The 15,325-nt window shown below is 45.6% G+C and carries 12 protein-coding genes; 6 read left to right on the top strand and 6 right to left on the bottom strand.

Annotated features, from left to right (window positions below; all coding sequences use genetic code 11):
• Positions 1 to 16 precede the first annotated feature (16 nt).
• Complete coding sequence (locus AC4BAP_RS18415) at positions 17 to 1,543, bottom strand: RagB/SusD family nutrient uptake outer membrane protein (protein ID WP_490584150.1); 1,527 nt, start codon at positions 1,541 to 1,543, stop codon at positions 17 to 19.
• A 13-nt stretch (positions 1,544 to 1,556) separates the two neighbouring features.
• Positions 1,557 to 4,784: a SusC/RagA family TonB-linked outer membrane protein gene (locus AC4BAP_RS18410; protein WP_490584149.1), complete on the bottom strand. Its 3,228-nt coding sequence runs from the start codon at positions 4,782 to 4,784 to the stop codon at positions 1,557 to 1,559.
• Positions 4,785 to 5,424: 640 nt separating this feature from the next.
• Here AC4BAP_RS18410 and AC4BAP_RS18405 point away from each other — a divergent pair.
• Both AC4BAP_RS18405 and AC4BAP_RS18400 read left to right on the top strand, forming a co-directional pair.
• On the top strand, positions 5,425 to 6,324 hold the full coding sequence (locus tag AC4BAP_RS18405) for a TraB/GumN family protein (RefSeq protein WP_490584148.1): 900 nt from the start codon (positions 5,425 to 5,427) through the stop codon (positions 6,322 to 6,324).
• 502 nt (positions 6,325 to 6,826) lie between these two features.
• A complete protein-coding gene (locus AC4BAP_RS18400) occupies positions 6,827 to 8,788 on the top strand; it encodes a M1 family metallopeptidase (RefSeq protein ID WP_490584147.1) in 1,962 nt (653 codons plus the stop codon).
• A 240-nt stretch (positions 8,789 to 9,028) separates the two neighbouring features.
• On the opposite strand, the gene AC4BAP_RS18395 is transcribed toward AC4BAP_RS18400, so the two are convergent.
• Entirely contained in the window at positions 9,029 to 9,376 is a 348-nt protein-coding gene (locus AC4BAP_RS18395; protein ID WP_490584146.1) for a TM2 domain-containing protein, read from the bottom strand.
• On the bottom strand, positions 9,369 to 9,698 hold the full coding sequence (locus tag AC4BAP_RS18390) for a DUF2752 domain-containing protein (protein WP_490584145.1): 330 nt from the start codon (positions 9,696 to 9,698) through the stop codon (positions 9,369 to 9,371). Before AC4BAP_RS18390 ends, AC4BAP_RS18395 begins: the two co-directional genes overlap by 8 nt.
• Before the next feature lie 244 nt (positions 9,699 to 9,942).
• On the opposite strand from AC4BAP_RS18390, the gene AC4BAP_RS18385 reads away from it, so the two are divergent.
• The 3 genes from AC4BAP_RS18385 to AC4BAP_RS18375 all read left to right on the top strand — a co-directional run bounded on the left by AC4BAP_RS18385 (position 9,943) and on the right by AC4BAP_RS18375 (position 12,008).
• The gene (locus AC4BAP_RS18385) at positions 9,943 to 10,161 is read left to right on the top strand and encodes a YgaP family membrane protein (RefSeq protein WP_490584144.1); all 219 of its coding nucleotides are present in this window, start codon (positions 9,943 to 9,945) and stop codon (positions 10,159 to 10,161) included.
• 1 nt (position 10,162) lies between these two features.
• Positions 10,163 to 10,633 (top strand): thiol-disulfide oxidoreductase DCC family protein, encoded by a 471-nt coding sequence (locus AC4BAP_RS18380; RefSeq protein WP_490584143.1) that lies wholly within the window; start codon positions 10,163 to 10,165, stop codon positions 10,631 to 10,633.
• 67 nt (positions 10,634 to 10,700) lie between these two features.
• Positions 10,701 to 12,008, top strand: coding sequence for a hemolysin family protein (locus AC4BAP_RS18375; RefSeq protein ID WP_490584142.1), 1,308 nt, complete (start codon positions 10,701 to 10,703; stop codon positions 12,006 to 12,008).
• Between the two features lie 173 nt (positions 12,009 to 12,181).
• On the opposite strand, the gene AC4BAP_RS18370 is transcribed toward AC4BAP_RS18375, so the two are convergent.
• Together AC4BAP_RS18370 and AC4BAP_RS18365 are read right to left on the bottom strand one after the other, a co-directional pair.
• Positions 12,182 to 12,571, bottom strand: a complete 390-nt coding sequence (locus tag AC4BAP_RS18370) for a hypothetical protein (protein ID WP_490584141.1) — start codon at positions 12,569 to 12,571, stop codon at positions 12,182 to 12,184.
• 469 nt (positions 12,572 to 13,040) lie between these two features.
• Entirely contained in the window at positions 13,041 to 14,306 is a 1,266-nt protein-coding gene (locus AC4BAP_RS18365; protein ID WP_490584140.1) for a DEAD/DEAH box helicase, read from the bottom strand.
• Between the two features lie 320 nt (positions 14,307 to 14,626).
• Between AC4BAP_RS18365 and AC4BAP_RS18360 the strand changes: the two genes are divergently transcribed.
• Complete coding sequence (locus AC4BAP_RS18360; protein WP_490584139.1) at positions 14,627 to 15,325, top strand: TetR/AcrR family transcriptional regulator; 699 nt, start codon at positions 14,627 to 14,629, stop codon at positions 15,323 to 15,325.

Genomic DNA, 15,325 nt, shown 5'->3' with positions numbered 1-15,325 from the left:
ATTATCAACTAATTTTTTAATCATTTAATACCGGGTTGTTCAGCAGTTCTGCCTGTGGTATATTAAAAGTTAGCTCATCAGAATCCCAAGCAAAAGATTTACCTGCATCGAATAAGTGGTTAGCACCCCTGGTTACAGTTTTCTTGTTTCTCTTAACAGAAAGAAGCACTTTTCCTTCACCCCACAGCTCAATTCTTGTTTGAAGATGAATCTCATCAAGAAGAGCTTGCCCACTTAATGTATCGATATAGCTATAATCTGCTGCATCAGTATAACGCTTAGACAAGAGCATTCTCAGCATGTCCCTAGCAGCCCCAGCCTGGCCTAGTTTCGCGTTTGCTTCTGCATTTAACAAGATCATGTCCTCAATGCGCATGTAAACATAGTCCGTCTCGATATAGCGCTGTCCTCCAATCTTTCTTGCCGGAGCAAAGAACTTGTTTCTTGGCTGTAATGCACCCGTTTTACCTGGAGCAATAAACTGCTGCTTTCTTAAGTCATTAGCTGGGATAGCATCATACAGGCTTCTGTCAATTGTTTTAGCATCACCTGCCCAAGCATAGCTATAGGTAAATACGTCCATCTGCCCCCACCAAGATACCAGGTTAAGACCATAGTCCAATACAAGGTCCACACCCCAGATCCAGCTTGGAGTAGCAACATTATTAAATCCTGATTGCGGATTTTTAAGAGCACCTGCTGCGTCAAACTGAGCAACAACCTCATCAGGGTTAGTAACACGGGCACCTGAAGTCGTAATAACTTCGTTTGTAAGCGTTACTACACGCTGCAGATCTGCTGTAGTCCCACGAGCTGATAGCACGTACGCCAGTAAGCCTTTCGCTACGTTTTTGTTAACTTCGTGCTTACCTGCTCTTGTAAAGCCATCTAGGCTTGTTATGGCAGCATCCAAATCAGAAATAATCAGGTCATACACCTCTTTCGATGTACTTTTTGGTTTGGATGAAGCATCCTTGGTTGAGGTATACAGCGGTAGAATCTTATCATTACCCGACTTGTACCCTTCAGAGTAAAGCTGCGCCAGGTAGAAGTATGCGTACGCACGCATTGCCTTAGCCTGCCCCATCATATGAAGTCTGGCACCTGTTTGTGGAGCATCGTTACCTCCCAGGATATCGATCAGTGTATTTGCTGATCGAATAATTCTGTAATAATATCTCCATGGAGTATAGGCTTGGTTAACAGTATTATCAGTAGTTGCCTGATAACGCGCTATACCTGAATACCATCCGTAAGTTGTACCAGCCAACACCATGTCAGACGAAATCATGTCTGTAAAGATGTCATAGCCTCTTTGTCCAAAGTCATCGTGACCTGTTGTTCCGCCTGTACCTGTGTTATACATGGTCGCGTACATACCAGACACAAATGAATTTAACAATGCAGGGTCTGTCTTAGCCGCTTCTTCTATCTGCTCCAGCGAAAGCTCATTAGTAGGCTTTACGTCTAGAAACTCCTTCTCGCAGCTGCTTAGTGAAAATGCAATTACAGCTGCCGCTATTATATTTAAACCTTTTCTCATTTTGATCAATTAATTAAATTCTCACTCTTAAACCTGCTGTCACCGTAGACAATGGAGAGTAACGGTATGTGCTTGATGCACCTGTCTCAGCTGTGGATGGATTGAAACCCTGACGCTTAGTATTGATCCACAGGTTATCACCTGACACCCACACAGAAAGACCTCCGACACCGAACTTATTAACATAGCTTGATGGCAATGTATAGCTTAAGCGAATGTTATTAAGTACAAGATAGTTGGCCTTAGTCAGGAAGCGTGTTGATGCTGAAGTAACATTTTTATCCAGCTCGTTTGATAAACGCGGCACATTTGTAACATCGCCTGGGTTCTGCCATCTGTTAAGGATATCCACATGCCAGTTATTGCTGCCTACCAGACCACTATGCATTAAGCTAGCATAAGCGCCGTCATAAGCATAGCCGCCGAAGCTGTAAAGCATCTGTACTCTTAAGTCAAAACCTTTGTATCCAGCATCAAGGTTAACTGCACCTCTCAGATCGGGGATGGCAGACTTACCATTATACTTTAGCGTCGCATCAGCGTATGTATCGGTTGTACCCTGCAGGATGCTGCCCGCTTGGTCAGGGTTGCTAGCCAAGTAGTCAGTCAGGTTACCGATCCCTTCACCTTTATCGTAAGAACCGTTACCGTTTGCATCAATGTAATGCACTGTCCATGTGCTAGTGCCGTTAGCTGCATCTACCCCAGCAAACTCGCGCAGGTAGTAATCGAAAACAGAGTGACCTTCTGACCATCCGTAGATTCCCTGCACGTCGATAGCCTTTGGCTTACCTGTTGATGGATCGATAGGCATTTCAGTGATCTTATTCGTAAACTTCTCACCATTTACACTTAGATCCAGACGGAAATCGCTTGTCTTTATTAGGTGTCCTGTAAGATCAAACTCCAGACCTTTGTTCTGAAGGCTACCCGCGTTTGATGTCATGATAGCGATACCAGTAGATGGCGCAGTTCTTACATCAAAAATCAGATCGTCTGTATTTTTTACATAGTAATCGATAGAGCCCTCCAGGTAGTTACCTAAACCAAACTCTACGCCTGTTTGGAACATTTTTGAAGTCTCCCAAGTAAGGGCTCGGTTACCTGGTGTAGTAAGAGTGAAACCAGGCTGATTGTTAACATTGTCTACAGAGTACAGATCATATCCAGGATAGTATCCAACACCTGCCTGATCACCGATCAAACCGTAGCTGGCCTTCAGTTTAAGAGAGCTTAGTGCGCTCTGTGAGCTCATAAAATCTTCGTTTGAAACTACCCAAGCTGCACCAACCGAACCGAAAGTACCCCACTTATCATCTCTAAACCTTGAAGATCCGTCTCTTCTAATCGTAGTTGACAAGAAATACTTCTTTGCAAAGTCATAGTTAATCTGTCCGAAGTAGCTTTCTAATGCATACTGGTCAGTGTAAGAGTTTTGCGTTGGATTTTTAACAACTGCGTTGCTTAGCTCAAGTAAGTTCGGGTCTACTAGCCTGTAACCGGAAGCGGAGAAGATGTTCTGCTTAAAGTTTGAAGCTTCGTGTGCTGCAAGAACCTCTAAACCATGCTGACCAATGGCGGTGTTGTAACGCAGCATGTTCAATAAGTTATAAGAGAAGCGGTCGGTTCTTGTAAGACCTAAAGCACCCTGCTGACCTGCAGAAGAACCATAATACTTATTATTCAACCAGCCATACTTATTGTGATAGTACTGCACACCTAGTCTGTTCTCGAACGTTAAACCCTTCATGAGAGTGAAGTCTAGGTTAGCATTACCATTGATCTCGTCACGGTTGTCTCTTCTGGTGTTGTAAGTCGCGTCAGCAATTGAGTTTGTCAAACCGCCGAAACCACGAGCATAATCACCTTCAGCACCATAGTCGTACTGCGGACCACCAAATATTGGGTCTTCGATGATATTACCTTCTGCATCTCTTCTAAATAATGGGTATATAGATGGCATGTTATCCACAAACCAGAAAATACTTCCTGAATCACTGGTTTGTCCGTTAGTGTTTGTCTCAGATCTGGCATAGCTGATATTGATACCACCAGTTAACCATTCTTTAATTTCCTGACGCAGGTTAACTCTACCAGTTAAACGCTCATAGTCAGAATTGATTGAGTAACCCTGGTCATCGAGGTAACCAAAAGAAGAGAAGAAAGATGTTCTGCCTGAAGAGCCGCCAAACTTAACGTTGTATTCTCTACGTGCAGAGTTCTGGAATGCAAAATCCTCCCAGTTTTCTGGAGTGTACTTTCTTGTCACGCCTGGTCTAACTGACTTTGTAAGCGGATCGATAAGCTCTCCGCCATTAGCTACGTTCCACATATTATAACCTGGTCTTACACCAGAAGTAGAGAATAACCTGTCGTTAGCGTATTTAACCGGATCAGCGTTGCCAATTGCAGCACCACGGTTATAAAGACCTTCCCAACCTAACGCGATGTACTGCTCAGGCGAGTTGATTGTCTCGTAGCGTGGCAATAAAGCCATGTTTGTACCAAAGTTAGCATCAGCCTCAATAAAAGACTTCTTACCTCTACCTGATTTAGTTGTTATTACGATAACACCATTTGCACCTCTAGAACCATAGATAGCCGTAGCGGCAGCGTCCTTCAAAACAGTTGTTGATTCAATGTCGGCAGGGTTGATAGAGTTTAGGCCACCTGAGAAAGGCACACCGTCCACTACATACAGAGGAGATCTATTACCGTTAACAGAACCAATACCACGGATACGTATTGTAGATGCTGTACCAGGCTGTCCGCTTGTGTTGATTACTCTTACACCGGCAACCTCACCTGCTAACGCCTGAGAAACGTTTGATACGCTTTTGCTTTCAAGCTTCTCAACGCTAACAACTTTTGCAGTACCCGTAAATGATTGCTGAGTAGAAGTTGAGTATCCCACAACTACAACTTCTTCTAACTGCTTCTGGTCAACACCAAGGGCAACACTTACTGTATTACTATTACCGACAGGCACCTCTTGAGTTGAATAGCCAATAAATTTGAATACAAGCGTATTCTTTCCCTCCGGTATAGTTATGCTGAAGTCTCCATTCGCCCCAGTTGCAGTACCTGTTGTAGTACCTTTTACCAAAACTGCTACCCCAGGAAGCCCTTGACCAGTTTCCTTGTCCGTTACTTTTCCATTTACAGTCCTGCTTTGTTGCGCCCACGCTGGCAAAGCCAGTACTAACGCAAAAAAGAGACTCAAGAGTAAACTCTTCTTCATAATGTGTGAATTAGGTTAGATAATTATTAAATGTGTGTAGATAAGAAATTCAACCAAATATAATTATTAATTTTCGATGTCAAAACATTTGTTTAAAAATTTCGTAACAAATAAGTTTCTACGATAAAGAAAGTTATAATAGCATAACATCCTATTCACTAACAATCAAGGCTAAACACATTATAATCAGGCAAATAAGCCACAATTAGCTTTCAAGCAAAATAAAAACCCTCATGCTATTATAAACATAATGCAATTAACCATAACACATAACACCCTGATGTTTTAACAACATTTATATAACTTTACCAATGTAAATTAACCAATACATATATTTTAACTGAACAATTGCAAGAACCATAACAAAACTTACCTGACCGGTATTTTACAATTCAATGTTTAACCACTGTCAGAATCCACCTTTTAATAAATTTGTTCAGCAAGCATAGTATGAGCAGAGCGTATAAGAGCGGAGGCGCCATACAAACCAAACTTAACCATCTGTTTAACTGAACATTAAGACCTATACTTACCCATCACCAAAATCATTCTCTGCCACATCCATTCTTTCCCGTCAAAAAAGCAAACCACAGATTTTACAGACTTTTGCTTATATTGAGCTTATTCATAACCTCAACCCATGAAGAAAGCCTTACAGAAATTCGGGCACAGGATGCTCGCTGTAGCATGTGTTATACAGTTGCTTTTACTACCCGCATTTAATGCCACAGCAGCCACACCGAAAACACTGCTCTGGGAGATCAGTGGTAATGGCCTGACTACACCATCCTATGTTTTCGGGACCATACATGCGCTTTGCCCGGATGATTTTAAAATGCCGGACGCAGTCATAAAAAGGTTAATGCAAACAGAGCAGCTTTCGCTGGAGGTTGACATGGATGCGCCTAACTTCATGGCCGAGCTTATGCAAAGCGCCACTTTACCGGCAGGCAAAACGCTGAGCGCCATGCTGTCCCCGGCAGACTATAAAATACTTTCGAACCATCTGGCTACAACGCTACAGCTAGACATGAAGCTATTTGACAACATGAAGCCTTTCATGCTACAGTCGCTGCTATTGTCGCAGATTACTGATTGTAAGGCGGTATCGTATGAGCAGCGGCTGGTGGAGGCAGCCCATGCGCAGGGGAAAGAGGTAATTGGCGTTGAAAGTATAAAAGAGCAGCTAGCCGCCATGGACAATCTGCCACAGCAACTGCAAACGAGCATGCTGATAAAGACTGTGAAGGATATGCCCGCTGCAAGGGCTTCTTACTTAAAACTGGTAAAGTTATACCTTGCCCAGGACCTTGACTCCATAGCGGAGATAACAAAAGAAGATCTGTCGGAAAAGGAGTACCAGTTGTATGAGCAGGCTTTCCTGGTGGCACGCAACCAACGCTGGATACCTGTAATGGAACGGGAGGCAAGAGCCAGGCCTACATTCTTCGCAGTAGGCGCCGGGCACTTGCCGGGCAAACAAGGTATACTTGAGCTACTGCGCATGCAAGGCTACACTGTTAAACCAGTAATAGATTAGATATCTCGCGTTGCGGTTTAGGATAGACGAGGTAGGTGTACCCCCTAGCCCCTCCGAGGAGCAGGGCCGTTAAGTTCTAACAAAAATAGTCCCCTTGAGGGCAGGGTCGTTTCATTCTACTCATTGCTGGCGCGGATCTGCGATCCGTGACTTCCTATACTGTTGGATCTGTGATCCGACTGGGCCAGTCGTAGATCCCGGGCTTGACTCGGGAAGGCCCAAACTATAGCCGATCACGAGTCGCAGATCCCGGACTTGATTCGGGACGAGGACGCTCGCGCCATAGACATTAATTTAGTAGAATGAAACGGCCCTACCTCCGAAAAGGGGAATTTTACTCGTGCAGGTAATTCTCCTCCTGGGTGGCTTGATCGCAGCTTGAGTTAAACATACCATAACCTGTTATTAACTTAACCGGTTAACCATATTTGAAATGCTAAGGCACCTTCACAGCAAGTCTGTCTTTGGCTTAGCAACTTGTTACATGCGCTTATTTAAAACTATGAAAAACTCATTTAGAGCACTTTTGCTGGGCTGGCTCCTGCTTTTCAGCCTGCAAGCGGGGGCACAAAGTATAAGCCTTTGTGCAGAGAGCAGGGCACAGGCTTCTCAAAGGCAGGCTGTAGCCACACCTGCGCACCAGCAGCTCATGAACCGCTACGATGTGTCGTTTTACAAACTGGACCTGGCCCTTGAGCGCAACTCTACCCATATCCAGGGCAATGTAACCACAGAGGCCAGCGTCAAAAACACGAGCCTTAACACCTTCGCCTTTGAGCTGCACCAGAGTTTTCAGATCGACTCTATACTTGTCAATAATAAGCGTGAGCAAAGTATAACCCGGAATAATGGAGATGTAACGGTGCAGTTAAGTTCGCCATTACTACCTCTTGCCAGGTTTAAAGCCGTTGTATACTATAAAGGCACTGCACCAAAGAGCGGGGCCGCAGCAATCGGCAACGGCTTTAGCACTGCCCGTGAGCCTGGCTGGGGCAACAACGTTACCTGGAGCTTAAGTGAGCCCTATGCCGCTTATGAGTGGTGGCCCACAAAACAGGTCTTAACAGACAAGGCTGACTCGGTTCATGTTTTTGTGACCACCAGTGCCGAAAATAAAGTAGGCTCTAATGGTATACTTACCAATGTGGTGGAGCTGCCAGGCAACAAAAAGCGCTACGAGTGGAAATCCGGCTACCCCATAGACTATTACCTGGTTTCGGTGGCCGTTTCAGATTATGAAGAATACCTGCAGTTTGCCAGGCCAGCAGGGGCTGCCAAACCTGTACCTATACTTAACTATGTATACAAAGGCGGCGCCTTAGCCACATTTAAACCGGAAATGGACCGGACACCCGGGTTCCTGGAGCATTTTTCGGAGCTGTTCGGGTTGTATCCGTTTCATAGGGAAAAGTATGGACATAGCATGGCACCTATGGGAGGCGGCATGGAGCATCAGACCATGACCACCCAAAGCACGTTTACCTTTACCCTTACTGCCCACGAACTTGCCCACCAGTGGTTCGGCGACAACGTAACCTGCGCCAGCTGGCAGGATATTTGGCTGAACGAGGGCTTTGCCAGCTATGCGGAGTTTCTGGCCTTGCAGGAGTTTACTACGGAAGAGGTGGCCCGAAGCTGGATGAGCAATGCCCACAATCTTGCCTTGCAGCGTCCGTTCAGCTCGGTAAAAGTGCCTGACACCACCATGGTTGCCAGGATCTTTGACTACCGCTTAACTTATAAGAAGGCTGCAAGTGTGGTGCATATGCTTCGGTTTGAGATCAACAACGATGCCCTCTTCTTTAAAGCCCTACGCGCTTATCAGCAGCAGTTCGGTGGGAGTACCGCATCCACTACAGACCTGAAAAGGGTATTTGAGCAAACTACAGGCAGGCAACTAGATTACTTTTTTGAGCAATGGTATGCAGGGGAAGGATTTCCGGTGCTTAAAACGGAGTGGAACCAGAAAGACAACAGACTGCTCATAGCCACGGAGAGCACAGGAAGCGGGGCGACGGCCTTCTTTAAAACAGACATGGAATACCTGATCTCCACTACCGCCGGAGACACCACCATACGTGTTTCGCAGAATCAACCCAAAGAAAATTACCTGCTGCGCGTGGAGGGCAATGTGCTTCGCATAACCCCAGACCCAAATAACTGGATACTGAAGTATGTTACCCTGGTTTCCAGAAACGACCAATTGGTAGTACCTGATCTTGGACCGCCGCTGCTTTATCCCAATCCGTCCACAGGTGAAGGCATAACCGTTGCCAACCTCCATTTTACGCCCACTACCGCAGAGATCTATGATGCAACAGGCAAAAAGGTAAGCCACACACAGCTGAAAAAAGCCCCTGAGGCATACATCGCCCTGCCAAGACTGGCTGCAGGAGTATACTTTGTTCTGTTAAGCGATGGCACACAACACTACCGAGGCCAATTTGTAAAGTCAGGTAATTAACATTGAAGCTGTTTAGAGTTTTAGTTAAGAAGTATGACCTCGCCATTGTTGGTACTTTTCACCAACAATTAAAAGACGTTGGCTACTATACTTGCTGGTGAAAACACGCAGCAAGGGCAGACAGAGTAGATTTTAATAAACTCTGAACAGGCTCATTATGCATAAGTATGACACGGTATATAGTCGCACCAAAGTATAATCACACCTAAGAACACTGCTTTAGTTTAATTTGACGGCCATTTAATAGCGCATCATAGAGATAACCTTCTGTGCTTCCCGCACATTGTACTCATAAGCAAGGCGTTTATAGTTGATCAGGTCTATGATGGTACCGATCAGGCAAAGGCCACCCGTAAAGAAATACAACAGTCCCAACGCTATCTGCCCTACCAGGAAGCGCTGAATACCAGCCACCCCGAAAAAGCCGATGATGGTGGTAATAAGTATAAGCATGGGCTCGCGCCGGCGGCTGCGGTAGATAGAAGCAAACTGCCTTGCCTCATCCTCCGACATTTCATTAACAAGCGTCTGCACATAACTCATTTCATCGGGCTCCAGGTCCGGCATAAGGTGTAAGATGTTAGCCATTAGGTTTTAGAATAGTTAGTGATTTAAAATGTTCTCGATGCCACTGTATCAGCTTCCAGCACCTGTAAAGTAACAGCAGCAAGGCAGGTCCGGCCAAAGGATGCGCCTGCCACGATGCCTGCCAGCTGCCCTGCAGCAAAAAGGAGACACCGTGACCAAGTCCACAGCCAGGGCATCCACTCTCCAGTATCCAGCGATAAGGGCAAAAGCTGAAGAGGTGCTCCCCTTCCGGGTTCATGGTTGCAAGCAACAACAAGCCCAGCCCCCACATACCGGCCTCTGCCAGGTAACTTATCCGTGATATGGTTAGGTTTTTGATCATCCTGCTATAAAAGAGGCCAGCTTATACAAGCTTTACTGTGGCTGTAACATTAACTTAAGCATTACATCCGAGGATTACAAACGCACCGGCAACGAGTTAGGTTAAAGCGCTGCATACCTCTTTGTTTGCCAGGCATGTAAAATGTATGTGTTAACCACCTTTTAAGGTAGCTTCTCTAAGTATAAGCCACACCCATCAACATAATTTATTCACAAAAGTATATTATAATAATACCAAAAATACCATGGATTGTAATGTAGGTTTAATAGAGCAGAAAGCCAGGGCGATTGCTGGCTTGGCCTTGATCGGTATCGGAGCATACTATAACACAAAGCCCCTGGCTATACTTGGCGTGATACCAATAGCAACTGCCATGCTTCGCTGGTGCCCTATCAACGCTGCATTAGGCTACAATGGCTGTAAAAATGAGATAACATTAAAAAGCACGAGAAAAAAAGAATGATGTGCAGGAAGAACTAAATACCCACGCAAACGCAAACCCTGAACAGGATACCCCCCTTACTGTTAAACCTATAATGGTATATGACGGCGCCTGCGGTTTTTGCCGCTTCTGGGTAAGCCGGTGGCAACGCAACACTTTAAACGAGGTCACCTATACCCCCTATCAGCAAGTACCAAAACTTTACCATGGCATTACCCGACAGCATTTCAGCAAATCGGTTTACCTGATCACAAAATACAGAAGGCTACGTGGCGCTGCGGCCGTGTTTGAGGTACTGGCCCTTGGCGGCAACGACTTCTGGAACAGCGTTTATTACAATGTGGTGCTTGCAGACGTGGTGTTTGAGGCTGGCTATCAATTAATTGCCGCAAACAGGAATGTCTTTTTCTGGCTCACAAAACTATTCTATAAAGAGGCAAGGACATACGACAAGCCTGAGGTGCCGCGTAGCCATGCTCCGGGCAAACAATGAAAACCTTTCTTAAACCATCTTACCCCGTGCTGTAGTATACTAAAAGCAAACTCACCCTGCCAGCCGCATGGAGTACATCGTAATCATTATACTTACACTTATTAACGGGTATTTTGCTTTATCTGAAACGGCCCTTGTTTCTGTTAAAAAGAGCCTGGTCGAGCACAAGGCCTCCACTGGAGATACACGCGCCAGAACAATACTGCAACTTCATCAGCACCCCGAGAATTTTCTGTCATCGATACAGTTAGGCATAACGCTGATAGGAATTGTGGCAGGCGCCTACGGCGGTACAACCCTTGCCGGCCACATTGCGCCATACATCAGCCAGATAGAAAGGCTACAACCGTATGCATTCCAGATCGCCATAACGCTTTTGGTCATACTTATCACCTATTTCACCATTGTGGTAGGTGAGCTTATACCCAAAACAATTGCTCTGCGCAACTCCATTGGCGTGGCACTATTTGTGGCTCCTTCCATCAGGCTTTTTACAAAAATCACCTATCCGCTGGTACGGTTGCTGTCAGGCTCTACCAATTTCATGATCCGCTTGCTCCGAATAAAACCCAAAGACAGCTCACAGACCGTTACCGAAGAAGAGCTGCGGCACATGCTGCGTGTTGCAGGGCGCGAAGGCGTGCTGGAGTCGGAAGAGGAACAGCTGCACCAGAACATTTTTAGCCTCTACGACCAGCGTAACCGTAGCCTTATGCGGCACCGCACCAATGTAGACTGGATCGAGGTAAACACACCTCTACAAGCTATACATGATAAGATTTTACAGAGCACACACTCCAAGTTTCCGGTATGTTCAAAAACCATAGATCACGTGGAAGGTATACTGACCGCCAAAGATTTTCTAGCATCTGCACATAAACCCGAATTTAACCTGAAAGCGATCTTAAAGAAGCCCTTGTTTGTATCAGAAAGTATGCTGGCTGTAAATACACTTCGGATATTCCGGCAACAAAAACAGTATTTAGGCATTGTAGTAGATGAGAACGGGGCCGTAGAAGGTATCATAACTCTGCACGACATTATGGAGGCGATCGTGGGGGATATTCCTGATACAGGTGAACAGAAGGAGCCGGATATCTTTGTACGTGAAGACGGCTCATTGCTCATTAACGGCTCTACTCCTGTTGCCACCCTCAACCAGCACCTTAGCCACAAACTGATTCCGGTGGACCACACGCTTTATGCCACACTGGCCGGGTTTATACTTCATAGGGTTGCCCAGGTACCACACGTTGGCGACAAACTAAAACTGGACGGATATATGCTGGAAATAGTTGATATGGATGGCGTCCGGATCGATAAGATCATACTTACCAAATCTGATGAAGCTGCCAATCATGAGATTCGGGCATAACCTATACTTAGGTTGCCAATACATAACAAAAGCCATCTCGCACCTTAGTGCAAAATGGCTCTGTGTCAGTTGTAAAAATTTTCGCTGTTCTGGTCTTATTATTAATTAAAAGTACTGCCCGGGTATTTCCAGGCGCTGTTTAACATCATTTAAACTCATACAGCTTTACAGGTTTACCATCTGGGTGGCCTGTCATCAGGGTGTCTTCTTACCGGCCTATTATCCCAGTTCGGATCCCTGTATGGAGGCCTGTCTTGTTCGTGGCCAAACCGGGGGTTTCTTTCATTTCCGTAACCCCAGTTCGGACGTCTGTCTCTTTCAGAGATCCAGCCCGCTGGCCTGTCTGTTATTCTGCAACTAGGATACTGCGCTTCCATTCTGCGCTCTTCTTCCATCCTGTGATCCCGTTCCAATCTTTCTTCCCTCAACATTCTGTCGTAGGTAGCATCAGTAAACTCCCTACTGAAACCGAATCTATCATCAAGAGGGCTTAAATTCATGTCTCCTACGTTGTAGAAAATATCAGAAAGGTGATCTCTTCCGCTTCTTCGACTTCTCATCATTTACTCCTTTCTTGTTATCTGCCAGACTGTTTCTGGCATGGGTGCTTAAATTAGTTCTATTTTTATATACGTAAATTTTGTAAAAAACTATGTATCAACACCTTAAATATTATACATATGCCTATCTGACACCCTTTTTCGGTTACTGAAGTATGTTTAGCCTAACCGAAAATACTCTAATTCCGAACTTCTGCACCTAACAAGATTTTATACTTTCAGCCACTCCGGATCCCTGCCCAATTGCCGAAAACCTGAGCTCTCTCCATAGCAAAAAAGGCCTGCGCAGCGATTTGCAGCACAGGCCTTTTTGTAGACGATCAGTTAAATTCTTATTTCTTTCTATACTACTGCCATTGTTGGTGTTTTTCACCAATAACCCATCGGGTCAAGCTATTGTATTTGCCAGTGATAACACACTGCAAGGGCGGGAGGTGCGGGATTTTATTATAGTTTAAACAGCTTCGAACCCTTACTTCTTCTTCTTGGCTTTGGCTTTGGCCTTTTTCGCTTTAGCCGCCTTCACCTTTTCTTCCGTCTCCTGGGCCTCTTTCAGCAGGGATTTCCAGTCGTAAGTGGCGTCGGCGCTAAAGTCGATGGTGGCTTCGTAGTCTTCTTTATCAACCTCCAGCACTTTAATGTCTTTAGTTAGATACTGCTGTATCTCATCCAGTATAGGTTTTTCCTCGGGGGCACAAAAGCTAACCGCGATTCCTTTCTCTACACCCCGGCCTGTACGTCCCACCCGGTGCACATAGTTTTCAGGTTGCTCCGGCAAATCGTAGTTCACCACATATTCCACGTTGGGTATGTCAATGCCGCGCGCACTCACGTCAGTGGCAATAAGCAGCTTTACATCCCCTTTCTTAAAGCGGCGCATCACATCCAGCCTGTCTTTCTGCTCTTTGCCGCCATGTATACTTATGGCTTCTATACCTACCCGGTCCATGGCTGCCACTACACGCTCTGCACGCACTTTTGTGCGCACAAAGGCCAGTATTTTCTTATCAGGGTTTTCCTTTACCACACGCTCCAGAAAAAAGCGCTTATCGTCCATGTCCACATACATTACCGAGTGGTCAACGTTCTTGGAAACCGGGTCTTTAGGGGAGATTTGAATACGAACCGGCTTGTGCACCAGCGAATAGGCAAGCTCCTTTATTTTCTCGTTGATGGTAGCCGAGAAAAACAGCGTTTGCCTTTTGCGCGGCAACTTGGTGATCAGCTGCCTGATATCGTGTATAAAGCCCAGGTCAAGCATATGGTCAGCCTCGTCCAGCACAAGCACCTCTACCCTCTCCAGTCTTATGTAACCCTGACTTACCAAATCAAACAAACGGCCCGGCGTAGCCACCAGCACATCAATGCCAGCCTCTAGTTTCGCGATCTGCGGCCCTTGCTCTACGCCCCCAAAAACACAGAAGGTCTTTACACGGGTGCCTTTCCCGATCTCGTTAAAAACCTCTGTTATCTGAAGCGCCAGTTCGCGGGTTGGCACCATTACGATGCATTTTATACCATCCTCACGACGGCGGTTTTTCCTGAACTGAAGCATGTCCAGCACTGGAATGGCAAAAGCTGCTGTCTTGCCGGTACCTGTTTGGGCTATGGCAAGCACATCCTCGCCTTTCAGTATGGGCGGGATGGCCTTAAATTGTATATCGGTGGGTTTGCGAAAGCCTAATTTGCCAAGGCTCTTCTTTATCTCATCGGAAATACGGTAATCTTCAAACTTCATGGCTGTGCATTTATACTTGGCTCGCCTATACTTACGGCATAACCATACTGCAAAGGTAGCTTATCTTTTCGGTATCTGCTGCTTTTAGCGATTCATACCAATTGAGCTCGCCCCTGCAAGCCTAAACAGCTTTCCGTTTTTCTGGTTTACATCTACCAACTATGGTATACTACATAAAGGGAAATAAAAAAATGATAGTCAAATAAACCTTTTTGATAGTATTACTATTATGAGTGAAAGTTTTCATAACTTTGCGCCAGCATAAGGGTTATAAGAACTATTAGGCTACAGGTTTAAACGGCGCACCAAGTATACGTAACATGATAAACAACATCCAGATAAGCCTTAACCATAAGTCTTACCTCCGGGAGCCAGAGAACACGGAACTCGGCAGAAAGATCATATCAGCAAGTGTAAGACTGATAGATGAGCTTGGCTTTGAAGATTTTACATTTAAGAAACTAGCTAGGGAGATAGGGTCTACGGAGGCATCTGTTTACAGGTATTTTGAAAACAAGCACAAGCTGCTGGTGTACCTGGTATCGTGGTACTGGGCCTGGCTGCACTACACGGTTCTGTTTCAGACCCAGAACATTGCCGACCCGTTTGAGCGGTTGAGCCGGGCCATAGAAGTTATAACGCGCGCAGGCCAGGACGACGACCCGGCTGTTATGCACATTGATGAGCGGATCCTGCACAGGGTTATCGTGGCAGAGTCTTCTAAAGTATACCATACAAAAGAAGTGGATGCTGAAAACAGGGATGGTTATTTTCTGGAAATGAAGCGCTTTTGCAAATACCTGGCCCAGATCGTGCTGGAGGCAAACCCCGCTTACCCTTACCCGCATGCACTCATCAGCACCCTTTTAGACGCTGCGCACCAGCAGATCTTCTATGCCCAGCACCTACCCTCGCTTACTGATATCAAGCATGAGCAATACGCCGATACAGTAGATTTTCTGAAGCAGATGGTATTTGCAGCAATAGGCAGAACAAACGATTACAAGAAGTCACTTTAA

Source organism: Pontibacter sp. GD7 (assembly GCF_058216375.1).
This window is presented reverse-complemented; position numbering and strand designations above follow the sequence as displayed.

Coding starts and splice junctions, on each gene's coding strand:
- AC4BAP_RS18415 (WP_490584150.1), bottom strand. CDS start 1,543: ATGAGAAAAGGTTTAAATATAATAGCGGCAGCTGTAATTGCATTTTCA.
- AC4BAP_RS18410 (WP_490584149.1), bottom strand. CDS start 4,784: ATGAAGAAGAGTTTACTCTTGAGTCTCTTTTTTGCGTTAGTACTGGCT.
- AC4BAP_RS18405 (WP_490584148.1), top strand. CDS start 5,425: ATGAAGAAAGCCTTACAGAAATTCGGGCACAGGATGCTCGCTGTAGCA.
- AC4BAP_RS18400 (WP_490584147.1), top strand. CDS start 6,827: ATGAAAAACTCATTTAGAGCACTTTTGCTGGGCTGGCTCCTGCTTTTC.
- AC4BAP_RS18395 (WP_490584146.1), bottom strand. CDS start 9,376: ATGGCTAACATCTTACACCTTATGCCGGACCTGGAGCCCGATGAAATG.
- AC4BAP_RS18390 (WP_490584145.1), bottom strand. CDS start 9,698: ATGATCAAAAACCTAACCATATCACGGATAAGTTACCTGGCAGAGGCC.
- AC4BAP_RS18385 (WP_490584144.1), top strand. CDS start 9,943: ATGGATTGTAATGTAGGTTTAATAGAGCAGAAAGCCAGGGCGATTGCT.
- AC4BAP_RS18375 (WP_490584142.1), top strand. CDS start 10,701: ATGGAGTACATCGTAATCATTATACTTACACTTATTAACGGGTATTTT.
- AC4BAP_RS18370 (WP_490584141.1), bottom strand. CDS start 12,571: ATGATGAGAAGTCGAAGAAGCGGAAGAGATCACCTTTCTGATATTTTC.
- AC4BAP_RS18365 (WP_490584140.1), bottom strand. CDS start 14,306: ATGAAGTTTGAAGATTACCGTATTTCCGATGAGATAAAGAAGAGCCTT.
- AC4BAP_RS18360 (WP_490584139.1), top strand. CDS start 14,627: ATGATAAACAACATCCAGATAAGCCTTAACCATAAGTCTTACCTCCGG.